Here is a 20,240-nt window from a genome sequence, read left to right on the forward strand (position 1 = left end):
GGGCGGATGTGGGTGAGGGGCCTTCAAACGTTTGTCGCACCTTCAGCAATGAGGTCACTTCCTGACTCCTGCGCCATCTTAGGAGGACAACTACATGTTCGTATCCGCCAATACTGCACATTTTGATCTTTTGATCCCCACGGTGCGCAATGACTTCAAGGTACTGGGGTTCGCCGGCACCGAAGCAATCAGCAGTCTGTATGCAATCGACATCGAAGTGGTCAGCGAGTACCCCGATTTCGATCTGGAAAGCCTACTCGCTCAGCCGGCGTTTCTGCGCTTCGGGCTCAAGGGTGAAGGCCTGCATGGGCGCATTGAAAACGTGCTCGTGGGGGAAGCTGGTAAACGTTTGACCCGTTATCACCTGAGCCTTGTGCCTGCGTTGCATTACCTGCAGTTCAGCTACAACCAGCGGATTTTCCAGCAGATGACGGTGCCGCAGATAGTCGCTCAAGTACTCAAGGGCCACGGGATCCACGCCGATGCCTTCAGCTTCCATGTCAGCACCAGCCCGGAGCGCGAATACTGCACGCAATATGGAGAAAGCGACTTTGCCTTCCTCCAGCGGCTGTGCAGCGAAGACGGCATTGCCTGGCATCACCAGCACTGCCCGGATGGCCATCAGCTGGTTTTCACCGATGATCAGACCTTCTTTCCCAGACTCGGCGCAACGCCCTATCAGCAAGGGCGTGGACTGGTGGCCGATCATCCGGTGATCAAGCAATTCACTCAGCGCTACAGAACGCGAACCAGCGCAGCCGTGCGCCGGGATTACGACTTCCAACGTCCGGGATTGTTGCTGGAGAGCCAGTTCAGCGCCGAGTACCGCCCGACGCTCGAAGACTATATCTACCCGGCAGCGCTTACCAATGAACAGCGCGGCAAGCAACTCGCCCGCCACGCGCTGGAGCGACACCGCACTGACTATCAGTTAGCCGAGGGCCACAGCGATCAGCCGACGTTGCGCAGCGGTCACTTTCTTGAGCTGGTCGAGCATCCGCGCAAGGCGTGCAATGACTTGTGGCTGTTGCTCAGCGTGATGCATGAAGGCAAGCAGCCGCAGGTGCTTGAAGAGTCGGTCACCAGCGACAGCGATTCGGCAGATGGGTTTATCCAAGGCTATCGCAACACCTTCACTGGCACCCCCTGGGATGTGTTCTACCGTCCGCCGCTGGTCACCCGTGAATCGCCGCTGGTGAGCCAGACAGCCAGGGTGACTGGCCCCGCGGGGGAAGAGATCTTCTGCGATGAATACGGGCGGGTAAAAGTCGAATTCCACTGGGACCGCGCCGAGCTGGGCAGCGACAAAAGCAGTTGTTGGCTGCGGGTCGCATCGAGTTGGGCAGGGCAGAGTTACGGTGCGGTCACCATTCCGCGGGTCGGTATGGAAGTTCTGGTGACCTTCCTCGAAGGCAATCCCGACAAGCCGATGATTACCGGTTGCGTGCGAAACACGCTGATGCCCGCGCCGTACCCCTTGCCGGACCACAAGACCCGAACCGTGCTGCGCAGCCACAGTTCGCCGCACACCGGTGGCTACAACGAACTGTCGATTGAAGACCGGGCGGGGCAGGAACTGATCTACCTTCGCGCGCAGCGCGATATGGAGCAGCGGGTCGAGCATGACAGTCGGCTGCAGGTAGGTAACGAGCGTCACGAAACCATCAAGGGCAACAGCATTGCGCTGCTTGAGGCAGAAGATCAGCGCAGCGTCGGTGCTGACCGCAAAACCGAGCTCAAAGCCAACGACTATCTGCAGGTAGCTGAAAGCAGTCATACCCGTGTCGGCCAACTACTGGCCGTCGAGGCTGGCCAGCAGGTGCACCTGAAGGCGGGGGCGAACCTGATAGTCGACGCTGGGGTGAGCATCACCTTGAAAGGCGGTGGCCAGCACATAGTGATTGGGCCAGGCGGAGTTTTCAGCAGTGTCCCAATCGTCGTCGGCGGCGTGCCGACAGTGGGTACTCCCGCTGCGCTATCGGTGGTCTCTGAAGCAGCCCCGTCAAAGCTCGTGAAGACCATCCCCATGGAAGCGCTGCTCAAACAAAATGCCGTTTTTCGTGAAGCGACCTCCGGCATTTGCCCCGTGTGCGATGCCGCCGCAGAACAGGCGGTAACCGAGGAGACGCAAGCATGACATCGATGCCTCCTGACAACGGGTTTCTGCTGCTGGACGGTGCCCAGTATGACGATGCCTTCGATTGGCTGAACGAGCACTACGGCCCGGACAATCCACGGCCACTGCTCAAGGGCACAGCTTATGAAGCCATTGCCGGTGCCGGTCCATTCTTGCTCGATGCCTCGCTTGGCTGTGCCTCGCATGCCGCCTGGTGGGGCGGGCATGACTTGCAGCGCGGTGTATGGCTGGCCTCGCCTGAATGCGCCCAGCACTTGCTGCAGGTCCTGCAACGCCGTTTGCGCATATTGGATGAACAGCAACGCGAATTCTGGTTACGCCTGGCCGATGGTCCCGTACTCGATCGCGCACGATTGGCAGGTGCTCAATGGCCTGCCGGTTTTTGGTCTGGCGTGGGTAGCGTCTGGTTGCGCTGCGACGGTGTCGCAGTGTGTGCATGGACCAACGAAATGCCAACGCGTGATTGTGCCCTGGCGGATAGCGGCTTAGCGGCACAAATCACCTTGCCTGACGCGCTCTTGCAGGCACTCAGCTTGCCAGCCAACACGGAAGCACATTCATGAACCCAGACAATCAGGCGCCTTACGGAACCTGCCCACTTTTTGCAGCTGTCTTGCCGCTGCGCTATGCCCTGGGCCCCACCGCAGCTATCGATGTCAGTGCCTTTGGCCTGCCAGCAGTGAATGGTCAGTTTCCCGAACTGGGTCCCCGCCATCCCGACATGGCCGGGCGAGACCTTGATTACACCTCACGCTTGCTGCGCGATGGTTGGCTCTACGTCTGGGAAAGCACGCCAGCCAAGTTAGTCGAGTATCAGGTCGAATCAGCCCAACTTACGCAAACCCCACGGGCAGGGCGGGTGATTGATACGCGGACCCAACCCCACCTGCTGCTCAGGGCAGGCGAGCCTGCCGGTCTGGTGTGGTCGCCAGTGCGATGGAGTGAGCCGCAGTATCAGGCTGCCAAACATGACGCCGCTGTGCGCCAGCGCATCATGCGCAGTTTTGTCCCGGGCGTGGCGCCGTTCAGCGGCCAGATTGACACGATCAAGAAACATATCGGCGAATACCGCGATACAGCGCGCTACGGCTGGAGCAGTGAGCCTGAAACGGAACGCGGATCCAACTGGCTGAAAGTGCTCAAACAGATGAAGCGTTGCGAGCAACACACTTACGCGGTCATCGATGACGCATGGGGTGTGCTGCTTGATCTCGCCGCATTGATGCGCGCCCGCAAAGCAGGGTTTGACAGTTACCAGGCGCATCACGCCGAAGAATGGGCCATTGCCGGTGTTCTGAAGTCGTTGAGTGATAGCGACGCGCAATTAAGAGAGCAACTGCCCTCGATCACGCGTTACGCAGAACTGACCCGCGCCTGGAAAGACCAGGACTTCCAGGAGAACAGCTATACCGTCGACATGCGTCGGCTTTCGCAGCTTTGGGTCGATTGGTTCGATACGTTGCAAGTGACGGGTCCGGCCAGTATGGATACCGCCTGCGGTCACTTCGACATTACTCAGCCCGCCAGCCGCGAGGCATTGGAAGCTCATTTCGCTGCGGCCTGCCTGGGCCCGGCCAACACCAGTACGGGTGCCAAAGCCATCACGTTAAGCCTTGAAGGTAATGCGCTGGGTAAGCCCTGGCTGCTTTGGGCGTTGCTGGGGTTACCCAAAAGGCTTGGCCTTGGCGAAATAAAGTATCTGGTCGATCTCGGCGATATCGCCCGAGACAATGGTCCAGCGTTGAAAGACGGCGTCACTCAATTGGCGAAAGCCTTTGCTTATGCCGATGCGATCAATAAAACAGCCGAGAAGCTCAGTCACCATGCGCCTGCGTCCAGTATGGAAGTGCTGTTTCTGTCCCTGGCGCCTGCGGCCGCACTGCATTTGCACCAAGCGGAGAATGCCGCGAGTACGGCAGGGCGCATATACATGGCTGCGGCGTTGGCGCGCAGTGGTCAACGCATTCAGACATTGGGCGTTACACCACGGCAAATGGGGGAGTGGTACAGCGACCTTATTGGTACCCGCAATACATTGCCTGCAAGGCTCAACGTGGCTCCCTTGGCGGGTGCTGTGAGCGAGAGTATTCCGTTTATGCACTTGGTGCCGGTGAGTACCAAACTGCCGCCGGTGCCGGTCAACCTTGCGTTGGGGGCTGATTTGAGCGGTGTGTTTGATTTGAAAGGTGCGTTGAGTAAGGCGCCGATTAAGTGCTTGGTGACGTTGGTGGCGGGGGTGAATTTTGTGTGGTCGGCGGATCAGTATTCCGGAACCAAAAACTTCAAAACTAGGCTTAATACCGCTGGCGCTGTGGCTGGTATAGCTGCGGCCGCTGCTGCGATACCTCAGAGAGTGGTTGAAGTTAATTGGATATTAACCATCCGACATAGCGGCGGCACAACAGCTTCATCTCAGCTGCTTTTAACAAAGGCTTTGGGGTTCGGCGCTTTTGCCACTCTAATGCAAAGCGTCTTTCTGGCATTTGATGTCGTGCTTTATGGGGTGGAAGCCTTTGAGGCCTACAATGCGGGCGATTTTGACACCGTGACTGCTAACTTAACAGTAGTCGGTGCTTCGTTAGCTAGTATGAAGATTCAAGTCCAGGCCTTCCGAGCACTGCGAGCCGCCCGGGCTGCGGTGATAGCTGGAGATACCGCAACTATTGCCAGGGGGCTCAACGTGGTACCCCACTTAGGAGCCAAATTACTAGGTCTCTTTGTTTTAATAGTAAGTGGCGTTCTTGCCCGGCTGTATACGGCTGACTCACCGTTGGAAAAATGGGTGAAAAACACCTGCTTTGGGATTCGTCCGGATATTCGTTGGGCAAACAGCTACATTCTCACCATGGACGAGCTCTACCCTGTTCTATTTCCCATAAATTTAGAGGCGTACCCACTTATAGAAATGCATCCTTATCACGGGCAAATCACCTCCACGTACCTTATGTTGAGTCTTCCTGGGGAAAATGTAACGCTAACCGAAGCCATGATTTATTTCAAGGGGCAGGAGATTTGGGGGGACACCCTCGGCTACCACGCCGATGTAGTCAAAAAGGTCGAGTGGACAGGTAACGACTTTTCACGGCACAGCGGTACACGCATTTCGGTCTCAGCCGGTAATACAGTTTATCGTCGTGTCTACCATGAAGACGGCGTCAGAGACTTGAGACGTATAGAAGGTGAATTAATCTATTCGCCACGAGAAGGACTAACGTTACCCGGAGTGAAAGTTGTGGAGCGAGCATGGATATGAATACGCCAATACAATCCCGTGATAAATCTTCGCCTACGATAGTACTTGAGGCGCATAATTCGACAGGGGAACAGCCGCTGGAGCTGTTTATCGTCGATGAACACACTGAGTCTTATTTGACTCTGCAAGCAGGCGGTGATTTTGATCGTGGCTTACTGACGGGGGTGTTAGGGGGTGTTACTGGCTGCGCTTCAGTAGGGTTAGCTGTCATGTCGGGACTGCAAGGTGATTTCGATTCCATCATGCTTGGTCTCGGCCTTTGTTTCTTTGTGGTGCCATTTTTATGGGAGACGCTACGGCCGCTACCCTTGCCAATCCTATTCAATCGCCGCACCCGAGAAGTGTACTTCGATCACGATGGTGAATTATTCCACAGTCCTTGGGATGGCATAGTCGCCATAGCTAATGAGTTTCAGCTAGTGGGTGCGCAAATAGGGGCTATGCAAAACGCTTCGCTAGAAATTCGAGTGTGGAAATTTAAACAGCCAGAAACGGCGTTGGTGGTCAAGCTTGGTGCGCCCTTTGGAAAAACACTGGCGATGCAAAAAGGTTTTTGGGAGTACATTCGTGCTTATATGAATAATGGGCCTTACTTTGACGAGTGCGGCAATCATAGTGAGTCAGATGAGTTTGTGAAAAGCCAGTTGGCAGTACGCTTCAAAATGAGCGAGTGCTTCAAGAATACCCTGGCGCGGATAAGGCAGAAAAAAAAGGAGGCGGGAGGAAAGAATTACCTGGGTGCCGATGATTTTGCATTGCTAATAATCGAGCCTATGTTCTACCCGCTGGGGATAATTCAGGAGTTCACTTACAGCGTTGCAAAGCGACGCTCCCGTAACCGCTGGCCAAGTTTAGTGATTGAGCGCTTGAAGGCCAATGGACCTACTACGCGCCTAGTTGATCTTGAGCTTGAGGCCGCAGAGGCAGGTGCTAAGAGTAATACGGCTTGTGAATCGAAAGAGTCAACTTGAAAGAAATCATTTAGACTCCACTGGGCATGAATATGAATAAGTCACGGCAGCACCATAATGATTCTGCGTCTACAGTGGTTCTTGAGGCGAATAAATCGACGGGGGAACAGCCGATGGAGCTGTTTATCGTCGATGAGCACACTGATCAATACTTAACTTTACAAGCAGGTGGTGATTTTGACCGTGGTCTGCTGACCGGAGTATCAGGTGGGATTGGTGGTTGTGCAATGCTTGGGATTGGAGTTTTAGCAGCTATGCGAGGCGAGTTTGATATCACCTATTTGACATTTACTACAGGTATGCCTTTGTTTGTGGTGCCATTTTTATGGGAAACGCTACGGCCATTACCGCTGCCAATTCTATTCAATCGCCGCAGCCAAGAAGTGTACTTTAATCACGATGGCGAACTGTATCACAGCCCTTGGGATGGGATAATCGCCATAGCTACTGAGTTTCAGTTAGTAGGTATGCCAATGGGTGCTATGCAAAGCGCTTCGCTTGAAATCCGAGTGTGGAAATTTGGTCAACCAGAAACAGCGGTAATGATCAGTCTCGGGGCACCCTTTGGAAAAACACTGGCGATGCAAAAAGGTTTTTGGGAGTACATACGTGCTTATATGAATAACGGGCCTTACTTTGACGAGTACGGCAATCATAGTGAGTCGGATGAGTTCGTAAAAAGCCAGTTGGCCGTACGATTCAAAATGAGCGACAGCTTCAAGCATACCTTGGCGCGGATAAGGCAGGCTAAAAACGAGGCGGGCGGTAAGAACTATTTAAGCGCCGGAGATGCTGCAGTACTCATAATTGAACCCATGCTCTACCCTCAGGATCGAATCCAGGAATTCACCTACAGCGTTGCTAAACGCCGCTCACGTAACCGCTGGCCGAGTGTAGTAACTGAGCGCTTTAAGGCCAATGGACCTACTACGCGCCTAGTTGATGTGGAATGCGGAACCCTGTCGAGCCCATGAATCAAGGCGGGAGGGAGTATGCGGGCTAATCATAAATTCAAATCCCACGGAGTTAAATTCCATCCCTCTCTACTCTCAAATTGTGGTGAGCCACTCAAAAGGCTAACCATTGCTGCCTCTTCGAGGACACACACTATGAACGGCGTCACCGGCGCTGATCCGAGTCGGCGCCAAGACATAAAGCTGAACGTATAAAGCGCATGTTGCAGATTGACCTTGCTGTGAGTCTAAATGTTACGGCGCAATAAATGTTTACAGCCTCTGTTTATCTGCCTTTTTTATATTCAGACGTTTCCTACTCAATGCAGAGAGTCGTCTGACTGGTAAATTTTTTCCCGCCATGTAACTTATCCAACTGTTGGTTTGCACGAATGAGCCTGCCGTTTCATCGAAAGAAATGGCGGCCAGTTGATATTCCCGTTTCAATAAAATCCAGACGCTGAAATCGGCGCTAGTGGAAAGTACGATGACCTTTTCAAGCAAGCTATCAGCTCACTATCTCGAGCTCGCGCAGTCGCCCATTTGCAAAGACAGTTTTGCAGGCGAGGACGTTCGCTTTTCGAGTGAGTTCGAGGCGCTGGAAAATGAGTTGGGCAAGGCTCAATCCCTGCACGAAAGCGGCCAGCCAGACTGGCACAAAGTGCAGACCTCCAGCGAGGCCTTGCTCCTTACCCAATCCAAGGATTTGCGGGTTGCAGCCTGGTTGACCTGGGCCCTGTATCAGCGCGAGTCATTTCCGGGGCTGCTGGCTGGCATCGGTTTGTTGCGCTCGCTGTGTGAGCAGCAGTGGCAGCATGTTCACCCCGTTAAATTGCGAACCCGGGCTGCCGCCATCAGCTGGCTGGTACCTCGTCTTGATCAGGTACTGGATGAAAACGTTGCGATCAAAGGGCAGTTGCCGCTGTTTCGCCGCTTGGTCGAACACCTTGAAGGGCTCGAGGCCATTCTCACCAAACATCTGGGTGATGACGTGCCTTTGTTGCTGCCGGTCTGTCGACGCCTGTCGAGCATGGTGCAGCGCGCCGCCGATAATCAGCCAGAGCCCGGGGCCGTGGGCATGGTGGTAGCGCAGGTCAAGCAGGTCGCCAGCCAAATTCTCACGCCCGGCACTCCGGTCGACAATGAGAAGGAAGCCCACAAGCTGTTGCGCTCGCTGCAGGAAAACGCCCGCCCACTCTGTGCTTGGTGGCTCAAGCAGAAAGCCATCGACGTGCGCGCGCTGCGCTTGAATCGCACCTTGCTGTGGCTTCCCATTGATACCGTTCCCGAGCGAAATTCCGAGCAGATCACTGCGTTACGCGGGTTGCCGGTCGACAAGCTGAAACTTTATCAAGAGCGGTTCGCCAGTGGCCAATACGCCGATCTGCTGGTCGAGCTCGAAGCCAGCCTGGCCCGGGCACCGTTCTGGTTCGATGGCCAGCGCATGGCTTGGGAGTGCTTGCAAGCGTTGAACGCCGACCAGGCGATGCGTGAAGTGGAACTGCACTTCGCGCTCCTTCTCAAGCGCCTGCCCGGGGTCGTAGAGCTGCGCTTTCACGATGGTGCGCCATTCGCCGATCCGGCTACCCGCAGTTGGATCAGCGCCCAGGTCATGCCCCAGCTGCAAAGCGCCAGCGCGCCACGCAAGGCGGAAACGATCGTTACGCAGCCCGCTTGGGAAGAAGCGCTCGACAGTGTGCTGCCGATCCTCCGGAAGGATGGCCTGAAGGCAGCGGTGCAAGTGCTCAAGCAGGGCCTGCAACACGCTCACGGCGGGCGAGTGCGCTTTTTCTGGCAATTGGCCCTGGCACGTCTGTGTTTTGCCGCAAAGAAATTCGAACTGGTCAAGACCCAGCTCGAAACCCTGGATCAAGAGCTACAGCGCTCCGGCATACCTGCCTGGGAGCCGGATCTTGTGCTGGAAGTATTACACCTGCTGCACAGCTGTTGTGAGTTGTTGCCGCAGAACCATGCAGTGCGAGAACGCAAGGAAGAGATTTATCGCAGGTTGTGCCACCTCGATCTTGAAGTGGTACTCGAATAGGCCCAAGGGCCAACAACCGCAAGGAGAAAAGCCATGGCCAAAGAAGGCTCGGTAGCCCCCAAGGAACGCATCAATGTCACCTTCAAACCCGCCACCGGAGGTGTTCAGGAAGAGGTTGAACTACCGCTGAAGCTGCTGGCAATCGGGGATTACACCCAGCGCCTGGACGAGCGCAAGGTAGAAGACCGTAAGCCGATCAGTATCGACAAGGTGACCTTCGACGAAGTGCTCGCCAAGCAGGAGCTGAGTCTTACGTTGAGCGTGCCTAACCGGCTTCAGGACGCAAGCGACAGCGAAGAGCTGGCGGTCACGCTGCGCGTCAACTCGATGAAGGACTTCAATCCGGCCAGCCTGGTCGAGCAAGTGCCGGAGCTGAAAAAACTGATGGAGCTGCGCGACGCGCTGGTGGCCCTCAAGGGCCCGCTGGGCAACGCCCCTGCATTTCGTAAAGCCATCGAAAGCGTGCTCGCCGATGACCAGTCGCGCGGTCGCGTGCTCACAGAGCTCGGGCTGAACGCCGCAGCGCCGCAAGCCTGACCCCATCAGCCAAGGAAGACCACCAAATGAGCAATAGTGCCGCACAACAGACTGACAACGAGCGCCGCGAATACAGCATTCTCGATAGCATCATCGCTGAAACCCGCCTGAGTCCCGACGACGAAGCCTACGCTATCGCCAAAAGGGGAGTGTCGGCGTTCATCGAAGAGCTGCTCAAGCCTCAGAACAACGCCGAGCCGGTCAAGAAAGCCTTGGTTGATCGCATGATTGCCGAGATCGATACCAAGCTCAGTCGGCAGATGGACGAAATTCTCCACCATGGGCATTTCCAATCCCTGGAGTCAGCCTGGCGCGGGCTGCAACTGCTGGTTGATCGCACCGACTTCCGCGAAAACATCAAGATTGAAATGCTCAGTGTGTCCAAGCAAGAACTCCTGGAGGACTTCGAGGATTCGCCGGAAGTGATGCAATCTGGCCTGTACAAACATGTCTACAGCGCGGAATACGGGCAGTTTGGCGGGCATCCGGTCGGCGCAATCATCGCCAATTACTTCATGTCGCCAGCCTCGCCGGATGTGAAGTTGATGCAGTACGTTTCGAACGTGGCCTGCATGGCCCATGCGCCCTTTATTGCCGCCGCCGGGCCGAAGTTCTTTGGCCTCGAAAGCTTCACCGGCCTGCCGGATCTGAAAGACCTGAAGGATCACTTCGAGGGCCCGCAATTCGCCAAATGGCAGAGCTTTCGTCAGTCGGAAGACGCCCGCTACATCGGTCTGACTGTGCCGCGATTCCTGCTGCGAAGCCCCTACGACCCGCAAGAAAATCCGGTCAAGACCTTTGTCTACAAGGAAACCGTTGCCAATCATCACGAGCACTACCTGTGGGGCAACACCGCCTATGCATTTGCCAGCAAGCTGACTGACAGCTTTGCCAAGTACCGCTGGTGCCCGAACATCATCGGTCCGCAAAGCGGGGGTGCGGTTGAAGATCTGCCGCTGCACCACTTTGAAAGCATGGGCGAGATCGAGACCAAGATCCCCACTGAAGTATTGGTCAGCGATCGCCGCGAATATGAGCTGGCCGAGGAGGGATTCATCTCGCTGACCATGCGCAAAGGCAGCGATAACGCGGCGTTCTTCTCCGCAAGCTCGGTGCAGAAACCGAAGTTCTTTGGCATCACTGCCCAAGGCAAGGCTGCGGAGCTGAACTACAAGCTTGGCACTCAGCTGCCGTACATGATGATTGTCAACCGGTTGGCTCATTACTTGAAAGTGCTGCAGCGCGAGCAACTCGGGTCATGGAAAGAGCGTACCGATCTTGAGCTTGAACTCAACAAGTGGATTCGACAGTACGTCGCCGACCAGGAAAACCCCAGCGCTGAAGTCCGTGGCCGGCGTCCGCTGCGTGCTGCGCAGATCGTCGTCAGCGACGTCGACGGCGAGCCCGGCTGGTATCGCGTCAGCCTGAACGTGCGACCGCACTTCAAGTACATGGGCGCCGACTTCACCCTGTCGCTGGTTGGCAAACTGGACAAAGAGTAACCAGGAGCTCAGTCATGATCGGATACGGCAGCCTTTTCGAACGCCTCAGCGGTGAAGCCGATACACGTCTCGGCTGGAGCCGCGAAAGCTGCGCCATGGCATCGGTGGCTGCCCATCTGGCCAAGATGCTCAGTACCCGTGCGGGCAGCGTGCAAACGCTGTCCGATTATGGGCTGCCTGACCTCAACGATATGCGCCTGAGTCTGCACGACGCCTTGAGTCAGGCGCGTCTGGCCATTGAATCCTTCATAGAAGCGTATGAGCCGCGGCTCAGCGAAGTGCGCGTCATCTCATCACCGGGTGAGGGTGATCAACTGCGCTTGAACTTCAACATTGAGGGCCTGCTGGAAATTGATGGCAGCAAACGCCAGGTCCGCTTCAAGGCGTGCCTGGATGGCAGTGGCCAGGTCTCGGTCAGTTAAGTCGACGACAAGGCTAGCCAGAAGCATCGGCTACCCACGTCACAACCTTCGCTTACAAGAACAACAGGAACCGGCAGTGTCCTTCAACCACTACTATCAAAGCGAGCTTACCGCACTGCGCCAGTTAGGTCGCCGTTTTGCCGAGCGTAGCCCAGCCTTGGCACCCTTTCTGGGTCAGGCTGGGCGCGACCCTGATGTTGAGCGTTTACTCGAAGGCTTTGCATTTCTGACGGGGCGCTTGCGACAGAAACTTGATGACGAACTGCCGGAGCTGAGCCATTCGCTCATGCACCTGCTGTGGCCGAACTATATGCGGCCGTTACCAGCGTTCAGCATGTTGCAGTTCGATCCGCTGAAACAGTCCGGCGCAGCCTTGCGTGTAGAGCGCGATACGCCGGTGGAGAGCTTGCCCGTCGATGGGGTGCGCTGCCGCTTTAGAACATGCTACCCAACCGAAGTCCTGCCGTTGGACCTGACGTCGCTAAGCTACTCGTTAAAGGGCGACGGCGCGCTACTGAGCCTGCGCCTGACAATGGGCTGCGATGGTCATCTCGGCGAACTGAACCTGAGCCGCCTGCGTCTTCACCTGGCAGGCGAGCGCTACATCAGCCAGATGCTCTACCTGAGCTTGCTGCGTAACCTTGAAGGCATTGAACTGGTGCCGTTGGACGCGGACGGCAAGCCGCTGCTCGAGGCCAGTGGCAGCGTCATGACGTTCAAGATGCCGGGCAACAGCGTGCAGCCGGTAGGTTTTGCCGAAGAAGAGGCGCTAATCCCGTACCCGTTGAATACCTTTCGCGGATACCGCTACCTGCAGGAGTACTTCGCCTTCCAGGACAAGTTCTTGTTCGTTGACCTCAGTGGGCTGGACCGAATCCAGTCGCTGGCAGCGGATACCCTCACACAGGTGCGCGGCCTGGAACTGCGCTTCGACATCCGCAAGAGCGGCATCCAGCGCCTGCGGCCGACCGTCGATAACGTAAAGCTGTATTGCACTCCGATCGTCAATCTGTTCAAGCACGATGCGTTGCCTATCAGGCTCGACGGCAAACAAGACGAATACATGCTGCTGCCGACCACGTTTGCGCCAGAACACTGCGGGGTATTTTCCGTGGAGAGCGTGACTGGCTGGGCGCCAGGCGGGCTGGGTTATCAGAAGTACGTACCTTTCGAGTCTTTCGAGCACGACCCCAGTTTTGATGTCCCGGTGAGACATGCCCACTACAGCATTCGCCAGCGCGCCTCGTTGATGCATGACGGCCTCGACACTTACCTGAGCTTCGGCACTCGTCACAGCGAATTCTCTGAAACCCTCTCCATCGAGCTGGTGTGTACCAACCAGAATCTGCCTCGTCGGCTCAATCTGGGTGACATCAAGCTGCCCTGCGAGCAAACCCCGGAATTTCTCAGCTTCCGCAATATCACTGCAGTGACTCCAAGTTACGCGCCACCGTTGAATCGTGACTTCCTGTGGAAGCTGATCAGCAACATGTCGCTGAACTACCTGTCGCTGGCCAACCTCGATGCGCTCAAGGTGATTCTCGCAACCTACGACTTACCGCGTTATTACGACCAGCACCTGGAGAAAGTCAGCAGAAGTCTGCTCGGCGGGCTGAAGTCGATTCGCCACGAGCATGTCGACCGGCTGCATCGGGGTTTGCCGCTCCGCGGCTTGCTGACCGAGTTGACCATCGATCCGCAAGGGTACATCGGCGAAGGCGATCTGTTTGTCTTCGCCTCGGTACTCAATGAGTTTTTTGCGCTCTACGCCAGCCTCAACTCGTACCACGAGCTACGGGTAAAAAGTACACAAGGAGAGGTGTATCAATGGACACCCCGCATGGGACTACAGCCCCTGCTTTAAGCGGGCTGACCCGAGTGATTCGTGAATACTCGCTCTTTCAGTCGGTGCTGCTGGTGATCGAGCAACTGCGCGCTTTTCATCCGCGCTTGAGTGAAGAAGAGCTCTTCGAGCAGTTGGAGTTTCAGGCCAACCCGAGCTTGGGGTTCCCCTGCAGCGATGTCGATCGGGTGGAGTTTTTTCAAGAGCACGGACAGATGCGTGCACGCCTGCGCTTCAATCTGATCGGGCTGTTTGGCTCCGGCTCGCCGCTGCCGGCGTTTTACGGTGAGCAAGCACTGGGCGACAGCGAAGAGGGTAACCCGACCCGCGCTTTCCTCGACCTGTTCCATCATCGACTGCAGCGGCTGATGTTGCCGATCTGGCGCAAGTATCGCTACCACGCGAGCTTTACCAGTGGTGCGCTCGATCCGTTCTCGGCGCAGCTGTTCGCCTTGATCGGCCTTGGTGGCGAAGAGATTCGGCAAGCGAAGGAGCTGAACTGGAAACGCCTGCTGCCCTACCTGGGCTTGCTCAGCCTGCGCGCCCACTCCGCTGCATTGATCGAGGCCGTGCTGCGGTATTACTTCAAACATGCCGAATTGGTGATTGAGCAGTGCCTCGAGCGCCGCGTGGAGATTCTCGCAGATCAACGTAACCACCTGGGCCGAGCCAACAGTCAGTTGGCTGAAAACCTGGTGCTCGGTGAGCAGGTTCGCGATCGCAGCGGCAAGTTCCGCATCCATATCCGCCAACTGGACTGGCAACGCTTTCACGAGTTCCTGCCGATCGGTTTTGGCTACCAGCCACTGTGCGCACTGGTGCGATTCACCCTGCGCGACCCGCTGGACTACGACATTCGCTTGGTGTTGCGCCAGGAACAAATACGCGAACTGTGCATTGGTGACCAGAACGCTTGCCGCCTGGGGTGGACCAGTTGGCTCGGCCCCGAGCATGCCGACGGTGTAGTGATTCTGGGCAGCAAAATTCATTAAGGACAGACGTTCATGATCAATGTAGACCTGCAGCAACTTATCCAGGCGTTGGACGCCGAAACGCGCCGTGACCTGGAAAGCTCCGCCGAACGTTGCGTTGTCCGACGTGGCAGCAAGATCCTGGTCGAGGACCTGCTGCTGGGGCTGCTGGAGCGCCCGCAGGGGCTGATCGTCCGTGCATTGCAGGACGCTGAAGTGGATGCCGGCGAGCTGCGTGCAGTACTGCAGTCGCCAATAGAGCACAGCGCAACCCGCAATCCGGTCTTTGCCCCGGAGTTGATACAGTGGTTGCAGGATGCCTTGTTGGTGGCCAATCTGGAACTTGGCCAGACCCGGGTCGACCAAGCCGCGCTGATGCTCGCGCTGCTGTGCAACCCGATGCGCTATGCCGGAACTCGCTACCAGGCCCTGTTGGCCCGATTGAATATCGATCGCCTGAAGAGTTTTGCCCTCGCGCAGAAATCCGAACTGGCAGGTGACACACCGACGACAGTCACTGAATCATTGTTGCAGCGCTTTACCCATAACCTGACCCAGCAGGCACGCGAGGGCAAGCTTGACCCTGTGTTGTGCCGTGATGGGGCAATACGCCAGATGGTCGATATTCTCTCGCGTCGGCGCAAGAACAATCCGATCGTGGTCGGCGAGGCCGGCGTTGGCAAAACCGCCGTGGTTGAAGGCCTGGCCTCGCGCATTGTCGCCGCAGAGGTGCCGCAGGCACTCATCGGTGTCGAGCTGCTGTCGCTGGACATGGGCTTGTTACAGGCCGGTGCAAGCGTAAAAGGCGAGTTCGAGCGTCGTCTCAAGTGCTTGATCGATGAGGTCAAGGCATCGCCGAAACCGATCATATTGTTCATCGACGAAGCACACACGCTGATCGGTGCCGGTGGCAACGCGGGTGGCTACGACGCCGCAAACTTGCTCAAGCCGGCACTTGCCCGTGGCGAGCTGCGCACCATTGCCGCCACCACCTGGGCTGAATACAAGAAGTATTTCGAGAAAGACCCGGCCCTGGCCAGGCGCTTCCAGCCGGTACAGCTGCATGAGCCGACCGTTAGCGAGGCGCTGACCATCCTGCGCGGTCTGGCTCATGTCTACGAAAAAAGTCATGGCGTCTACCTGCGCGACGACGCGGTGGTGGCTGCCGCCGAGCTGTCCGCTCGCTACCTGACCGGGCGCCAGTTGCCGGACAAGGCCGTCGATGTGCTCGACACCGCGTGCGCCCGTGTGCGAATCAGCCTGGCGGCGCCACCGCTGCGCCTGGAGCGCTTGCGTGGCGAGCTGGCTGAAGACGCTCGTCAGCGGCAAGCGTTACGCCGCGATGGCGATGCCGGCTTGGCGATCGATCAAAACACCCTGGACGAGTTGGATGCCCGTCTAGCCAAGGCTGAGACCGAGCAGCAAGTGCTTGAAGGCCAATGGGCCAAGCAGCGTGCCTTGGCCGAACGCCTGCTCGCCTTGCGTCAACAACGGGCCACGGTTCGTGATGCTGGTCATCCGCTTGGCGATGAGCCAGAGGTAGAGACTGTCGAGGCACTGGATGCGGCACTCAGCGAAACCCAGAGCGCACTCAGTGAAGCCCAGCAGCTTGAGCGTCTGGTCAGCTTTGAAGTCTGCCCGCGGCTGGTCGCGGAAGTGATCAGTGCCTGGACCGGGGTCCCTATTGCACAACTGGCCCGCGAGCACAACGCCAAGCTGGCAAGCTTCACCACAGAGCTGCGCGCGCGTATTCGCGGCCAGGAACAGGCGGTGCTGGCATTGGACCGTTCGATGCGTGCCAGCGCGGCTGGTCTGAACAATCCGGATGCCCCGGTTGGAGTATTCCTGCTGGTCGGCCCCAGTGGGGTCGGCAAGACCGAAACTGCCCTGGCATTGGCTGACCTGCTGTATGGCGGTGATCGCTTCATCACCACCATCAATATGTCCGAGTTTCAAGAGAAGCACAGCGTGTCTCGCTTGATCGGCGCGCCGCCAGGCTACGTCGGTTATGGCGAGGGAGGCATGCTCACCGAGGCGGTGCGGCAGAAGCCGTATTCGGTGGTGCTGCTCGATGAGGTCGAGAAAGCCGACCCGGATGTGCTCAACCTGTTCTATCAGATCTTCGACAAAGGCGTGGTCAATGACGGGGAAGGGCGGCAGATCGATTTTCGAAATACCCTGATTCTGATGACCTCAAACCTGGCCAGTGACTGCATCGCCGGGCTATGCGCGAACGACGCACGGCCAAGTGCCGAAATGCTTGAAGCGGCCATCCGCCCACGACTCAGCCAACACTTCAAGCCGGCACTGCTGGCGCGCATGCGCGTAGTGCCTTACTACCCGGTGGGCGGCCCGGTACTGCGCGAGCTTATCGAGCTCAAACTGGATCGTTTGGCAGCGCGCCTGAATCGTCGTCAATTGGCTTTCAGCTACTGCCAGACCCTCGTCGATGATCTGGCCGCGCGCTGCACTCAAAGCGAAGGCGGTGCACGCCTGATCGACCACTTGATTGAGCTGCACGTATTACCGCGAGTGGCGGACCGCCTGCTGGATGCCATGGCATGCGGCGACAACCTCACGCAGGTACATGCAACGCTCGACAGCGGCGGCGGCGTGACCTGCGAGTTCGCCTGAGGTGGCTGTCATGTTCACGGATATACCGCAACCCCTGAGTTACGCCGAGGCGTTACTGACGCAGTTTGCCAGCCTCTCCCGGGCGGCCGATAGCGACACGCTGCTGGGCGACTTCGTGTGCGCGGTGGCCGCGCTCAGTAGCTGCGAGCTGAGCCAACTGTACCTGCTGGATGCCACCCATACACGGCTGGGGCTGAGCGCAGAGTGCCTGGGCGGTGTGTTGCAGCCACGGGAAGCGGCGAGCCTGCCGGCGGACTATAACGGCGAGCAACTGCTGCAGTTTGTCCTGTGTCAGAACCGCGTGGTCAGCTTGGCCAGTCTGAACGAAAGCCTGTACGAGACCAGCTTTCTGTCAAGTCGGGGCACGCCGTGGCGGTCGTTGTTATGCGTGCCGTTGATCAACGCTCAAAAGGTCGTCGCCGGGTTGTTGCTATGCGCTAGCCACGACCCAGTCGACTTACAGGGCTTTGCCGGTTCCATGGGGCAATTGGGCGCGTTCGTGCTCGGACAAGTGCACTTACTGCAACGTCTGCGCCGCCCTGCGGCTGAGGTAGCTGTTGTAGCCAAAACGCCGATCGTAGCCAGCGGTTACGGGTTGATCGGTACCAGCACTGCCATGCGTCAGACCTACCGACTGATCAGCAAGGTCCTGCACAGCCCCTATACCGTATTACTCCTTGGCGAGACCGGCACCGGTAAGGAAGTCGTCGCGCGTGCCATTCATGACTACGGTCCACGCCGCTCACAGGCATTCATCGTGCAGAACTGCGCGTCGTTGCCAGAGAACCTGCTCGAAAGTGAGCTGTTCGGCTACTGCAAGGGCGCCTTCACGGGGGCTGAGCGCGACCGCCTGGGACTGTTTGATGCGGCACATGGTGGAACCCTGATGCTGGACGAGATCGGCGACATGCCGTTACCCCTCCAGGCCAAGATGCTGCGTGTACTGCAGGAGGGCGAGATCCGTCCGTTGGGCTGCAACGAAACGCACAAGATCGACGTGCGCATCATCGCCGCGACTCACCGCGACCTGGCTGTACTGGTCAGTCAAGGGTTGTTCCGCGAAGACCTGTACTACCGCCTGGCGCAGTTTCCTATCGAGCTGCCGGCGTTGCGCCAGCGCGATGGCGACATCCTCACGCTGGCCCGGCACTTTGCCCAGAAGGCCTGTGCCTTCCTTCAGCGCGACCCTGTGAGCTGGTCGCACGCAGCCCTCAATCACCTGCAGGGCTACACCTTCCCGGGCAACGTACGTGAGCTCAAGGGGGTGGTGGAGCGCGCCGTGTTGTTGTGTGAAGACGGCGAGCTGCTCCCCGAGCATTTTGCCTTGGACCCAGAAGGCCTGTCGTCAGAGCCTGAACTGAACCTGCGCGAGCGTTTGGAAAAAGTCGAACGTCGACTGTTGCTCGACTGCCTGCGCAGGCACGACGGTAACCAGACCCTGGCTGCCCGCGAGCTGGGCTTGCCGCGACGTACGCTTCTGTACCGAATAGGCCGGCTGAACATCAATCCTGGCGGTTTGCAGGGGTAGCGTGAGATGCCCGGTCCAAGCGTTTTTTCGCGCCTGTCGTGGCGCCCTCCAGAACGGTCGGCGCGTTGTGTATTCCCCTTGCATGGAGACCTTTTGATGCCTGTACGTCACTGCCTAGCCGTCCTGCTGTCGCTTGTTGTGCTCAGTGGCCTGAGCGGTTGTAGCGGCAATTACAAATTCAATGACAACACCTATCGCCCACTGGGTGATCCGCAGGCGTTGAATCGCGGCAAGTGACCGCAAGGAGCATCATCATGGAACTGCTTTTCGAAATGCTCGACACCGGGCAATGCCTGCCATTGGCGTTGACCCGCAAGACTTTCACAGAGGCCGGTGGAATCATCGGCCGCGCAGAGCATTGCGACTGGGTGATTACTGACCGCAAACGTCATTTGTCCAGCCAGCACGCACTCATCAACTACCGCGACGGCGTGTTCTTCCTGACCGATACCAGCAGCAACGGTATCCACAAAGGCGACAGCGGCGACCGCTTGAGGAAGGGCGAAGCGCAGCGTATCGAGCACGGTAGCGTGTATGTACTGGGGGATTTCAAGATTCGCGCGAGCCTGTTGCGCACCCCGGCTCATATGGACGTCGAGGTAGGTCGTCCGCAGGCTGCCGGCAGCACTATTCCGGATGATGCGTTTCTTGCGCTTGACCCGCTCTGCGCTCTGGATCAGCAAGAGCGCGTGTGCTCGCCCCTCGACGAGCTGACGGCGCTCGATGCTGCACAACAGGCGCCACATCAACGCGCGGACTATGCGCGCATTGACATGGAAAACCTGCTGGTACCGGAACTGGTGGCGCAGCCCGAGGCCTCGGCGCCGGTAGCGCCATTGCTCCAAGACCCCAACGAAGGCTTCTGGGAGCGTTTTGGGGCGGCGCTGGGGGTCGATTGCGATGGCCTTGATAGCCATGGTCGCGAGGGCCTGGCAATCCATGCCGCCCATTTGCTTAGCCAGTGCATCGGTGGCCTGCAACAGAGCCTGCGTACGCGCAACGAGCTGAAAAACGAACTGCGTCTGGCCCTGACAACCGTTCAGGGCTGCAGTAACAACCCACTCAAGTTAGCCATGGACACCGGTGAAGTGCTGGGCGTGATGCTGCGGGGCAGCAAGTCAGGGAAGTTGCCTGCTGAGCAGGCGATATCAGGCGCATTCCGTGATCTGCAAGCGCATCAGGTGGCACTTCTGGCCGCCAGCCGTACGGCAATGCGCAACGCCCTGGAGCATGTCTCGCCGGAGCAATTGACCCTGCGCTTCGAGCGCGACCACAAGCCGCTGCTGACCACTTCAGGCAGCCATTGGCGAGCGTACAAGCGCTACCACCGGGCACTGCGCCAGAACGATGACTGGAGCGAACGGCTGTTGGCCCGTGACTTCGCCCAGGCTTATGAAGAACAGATTCGGCTGATCGCCACTCTGCAAACCGGAGACCTAGGATGA

General features: G+C 57.7%; 15 protein-coding genes. All 15 read left to right on the forward strand.

All coding sequences use genetic code 11. From position 1 onward, the window contains the following. Positions 1–94: 94 nt before the first annotated feature. Positions 95–2,137, forward strand: coding sequence for a type VI secretion system tip protein VgrG (locus J3B00_RS14885; RefSeq protein WP_209868231.1), 2,043 nt, complete (start codon positions 95–97; stop codon positions 2,135–2,137). Next, positions 2,134–2,700, forward strand: coding sequence for a DUF4123 domain-containing protein (locus J3B00_RS14890; RefSeq protein ID WP_209868232.1), 567 nt, complete (start codon positions 2,134–2,136; stop codon positions 2,698–2,700). Before J3B00_RS14885 ends, J3B00_RS14890 begins: the two co-directional genes overlap by 4 nt. After that, positions 2,697–5,390: a toxin VasX gene (locus J3B00_RS14895; RefSeq protein ID WP_245362554.1), complete on the forward strand. Its 2,694-nt coding sequence runs from the start codon at positions 2,697–2,699 to the stop codon at positions 5,388–5,390. Before J3B00_RS14890 ends, J3B00_RS14895 begins: the two co-directional genes overlap by 4 nt. Then, positions 5,381–6,361: a hypothetical protein gene (locus tag J3B00_RS26630; RefSeq protein WP_245362555.1), complete on the forward strand. Its 981-nt coding sequence runs from the start codon at positions 5,381–5,383 to the stop codon at positions 6,359–6,361. Before J3B00_RS14895 ends, J3B00_RS26630 begins: the two co-directional genes overlap by 10 nt. 113 nt (positions 6,362–6,474) lie before the next feature. Beyond that, complete coding sequence (locus tag J3B00_RS14905) at positions 6,475–7,335, forward strand: hypothetical protein (protein ID WP_245362556.1); 861 nt, start codon at positions 6,475–6,477, stop codon at positions 7,333–7,335. Positions 7,336–7,801: 466 nt separating this feature from the next. Next, on the forward strand, positions 7,802–9,358 hold the full coding sequence (gene tssA, locus J3B00_RS14910) for a type VI secretion system protein TssA (protein WP_209868234.1): 1,557 nt from the start codon (positions 7,802–7,804) through the stop codon (positions 9,356–9,358). 33 nt (positions 9,359–9,391) lie between these two features. Then, on the forward strand, positions 9,392–9,895 hold the full coding sequence (tssB, locus tag J3B00_RS14915; RefSeq protein WP_209868235.1) for a type VI secretion system contractile sheath small subunit: 504 nt from the start codon (positions 9,392–9,394) through the stop codon (positions 9,893–9,895). Between the two features lie 26 nt (positions 9,896–9,921). Continuing rightward, entirely contained in the window at positions 9,922–11,397 is a 1,476-nt protein-coding gene (gene tssC / locus J3B00_RS14920) for a type VI secretion system contractile sheath large subunit (RefSeq protein ID WP_209868236.1), read from the forward strand. Between the two features lie 14 nt (positions 11,398–11,411). Then, a complete protein-coding gene (gene tssE / locus J3B00_RS14925; RefSeq protein WP_209868237.1) occupies positions 11,412–11,819 on the forward strand; it encodes a type VI secretion system baseplate subunit TssE in 408 nt (135 codons plus the stop codon). A gap of 76 nt (positions 11,820–11,895) precedes the next feature. Further along, positions 11,896–13,683 (forward strand): type VI secretion system baseplate subunit TssF, encoded by a 1,788-nt coding sequence (gene tssF, locus J3B00_RS14930; RefSeq protein WP_209868238.1) that lies wholly within the window; start codon positions 11,896–11,898, stop codon positions 13,681–13,683. Then, complete coding sequence (tssG, locus tag J3B00_RS14935) at positions 13,647–14,654, forward strand: type VI secretion system baseplate subunit TssG (RefSeq protein WP_209868239.1); 1,008 nt, start codon at positions 13,647–13,649, stop codon at positions 14,652–14,654. The genes tssF and tssG overlap by 37 nt, the downstream gene beginning before the upstream one ends. 12 nt (positions 14,655–14,666) lie before the next feature. Further along, positions 14,667–17,267: a type VI secretion system ATPase TssH gene (tssH, locus tag J3B00_RS14940; protein WP_209868240.1), complete on the forward strand. Its 2,601-nt coding sequence runs from the start codon at positions 14,667–14,669 to the stop codon at positions 17,265–17,267. Between the two features lie 10 nt (positions 17,268–17,277). Next, complete coding sequence (locus J3B00_RS14945; RefSeq protein WP_209868241.1) at positions 17,278–18,795, forward strand: sigma 54-interacting transcriptional regulator; 1,518 nt, start codon at positions 17,278–17,280, stop codon at positions 18,793–18,795. Positions 18,796–18,891: 96 nt separating this feature from the next. Then, on the forward strand, positions 18,892–19,032 hold the full coding sequence (locus J3B00_RS14950; RefSeq protein ID WP_209868242.1) for a type VI secretion protein: 141 nt from the start codon (positions 18,892–18,894) through the stop codon (positions 19,030–19,032). A gap of 17 nt (positions 19,033–19,049) precedes the next feature. Then, positions 19,050–20,240 (forward strand): type VI secretion system-associated FHA domain protein TagH, encoded by a 1,191-nt coding sequence (gene tagH, locus J3B00_RS14955; protein WP_209868243.1) that lies wholly within the window; start codon positions 19,050–19,052, stop codon positions 20,238–20,240.

This window comes from Pseudomonas sp. BP8 (genome assembly GCF_017875955.1).
In the GTDB taxonomy this organism is placed as follows: Bacteria; Pseudomonadota; Gammaproteobacteria; order Pseudomonadales; family Pseudomonadaceae; genus Aquipseudomonas.

Coding starts and splice junctions, on each gene's coding strand:
- tssH (WP_209868240.1), top strand. CDS start 14,667: ATGATCAATGTAGACCTGCAGCAACTTATCCAGGCGTTGGACGCCGAA.
- tssG (WP_209868239.1), top strand. CDS start 13,647: ATGGACACCCCGCATGGGACTACAGCCCCTGCTTTAAGCGGGCTGACC.
- tssC (WP_209868236.1), top strand. CDS start 9,922: ATGAGCAATAGTGCCGCACAACAGACTGACAACGAGCGCCGCGAATAC.
- J3B00_RS14890 (WP_209868232.1), top strand. CDS start 2,134: ATGACATCGATGCCTCCTGACAACGGGTTTCTGCTGCTGGACGGTGCC.
- J3B00_RS26630 (WP_245362555.1), top strand. CDS start 5,381: ATGGATATGAATACGCCAATACAATCCCGTGATAAATCTTCGCCTACG.
- tssE (WP_209868237.1), top strand. CDS start 11,412: ATGATCGGATACGGCAGCCTTTTCGAACGCCTCAGCGGTGAAGCCGAT.
- tssB (WP_209868235.1), top strand. CDS start 9,392: ATGGCCAAAGAAGGCTCGGTAGCCCCCAAGGAACGCATCAATGTCACC.
- tssA (WP_209868234.1), top strand. CDS start 7,802: ATGACCTTTTCAAGCAAGCTATCAGCTCACTATCTCGAGCTCGCGCAG.
- J3B00_RS14885 (WP_209868231.1), top strand. CDS start 95: ATGTTCGTATCCGCCAATACTGCACATTTTGATCTTTTGATCCCCACG.
- J3B00_RS14895 (WP_245362554.1), top strand. CDS start 2,697: ATGAACCCAGACAATCAGGCGCCTTACGGAACCTGCCCACTTTTTGCA.
- J3B00_RS14945 (WP_209868241.1), top strand. CDS start 17,278: ATGTTCACGGATATACCGCAACCCCTGAGTTACGCCGAGGCGTTACTG.
- tagH (WP_209868243.1), top strand. CDS start 19,050: ATGGAACTGCTTTTCGAAATGCTCGACACCGGGCAATGCCTGCCATTG.
- J3B00_RS14950 (WP_209868242.1), top strand. CDS start 18,892: ATGCCTGTACGTCACTGCCTAGCCGTCCTGCTGTCGCTTGTTGTGCTC.
- J3B00_RS14905 (WP_245362556.1), top strand. CDS start 6,475: ATGGAGCTGTTTATCGTCGATGAGCACACTGATCAATACTTAACTTTA.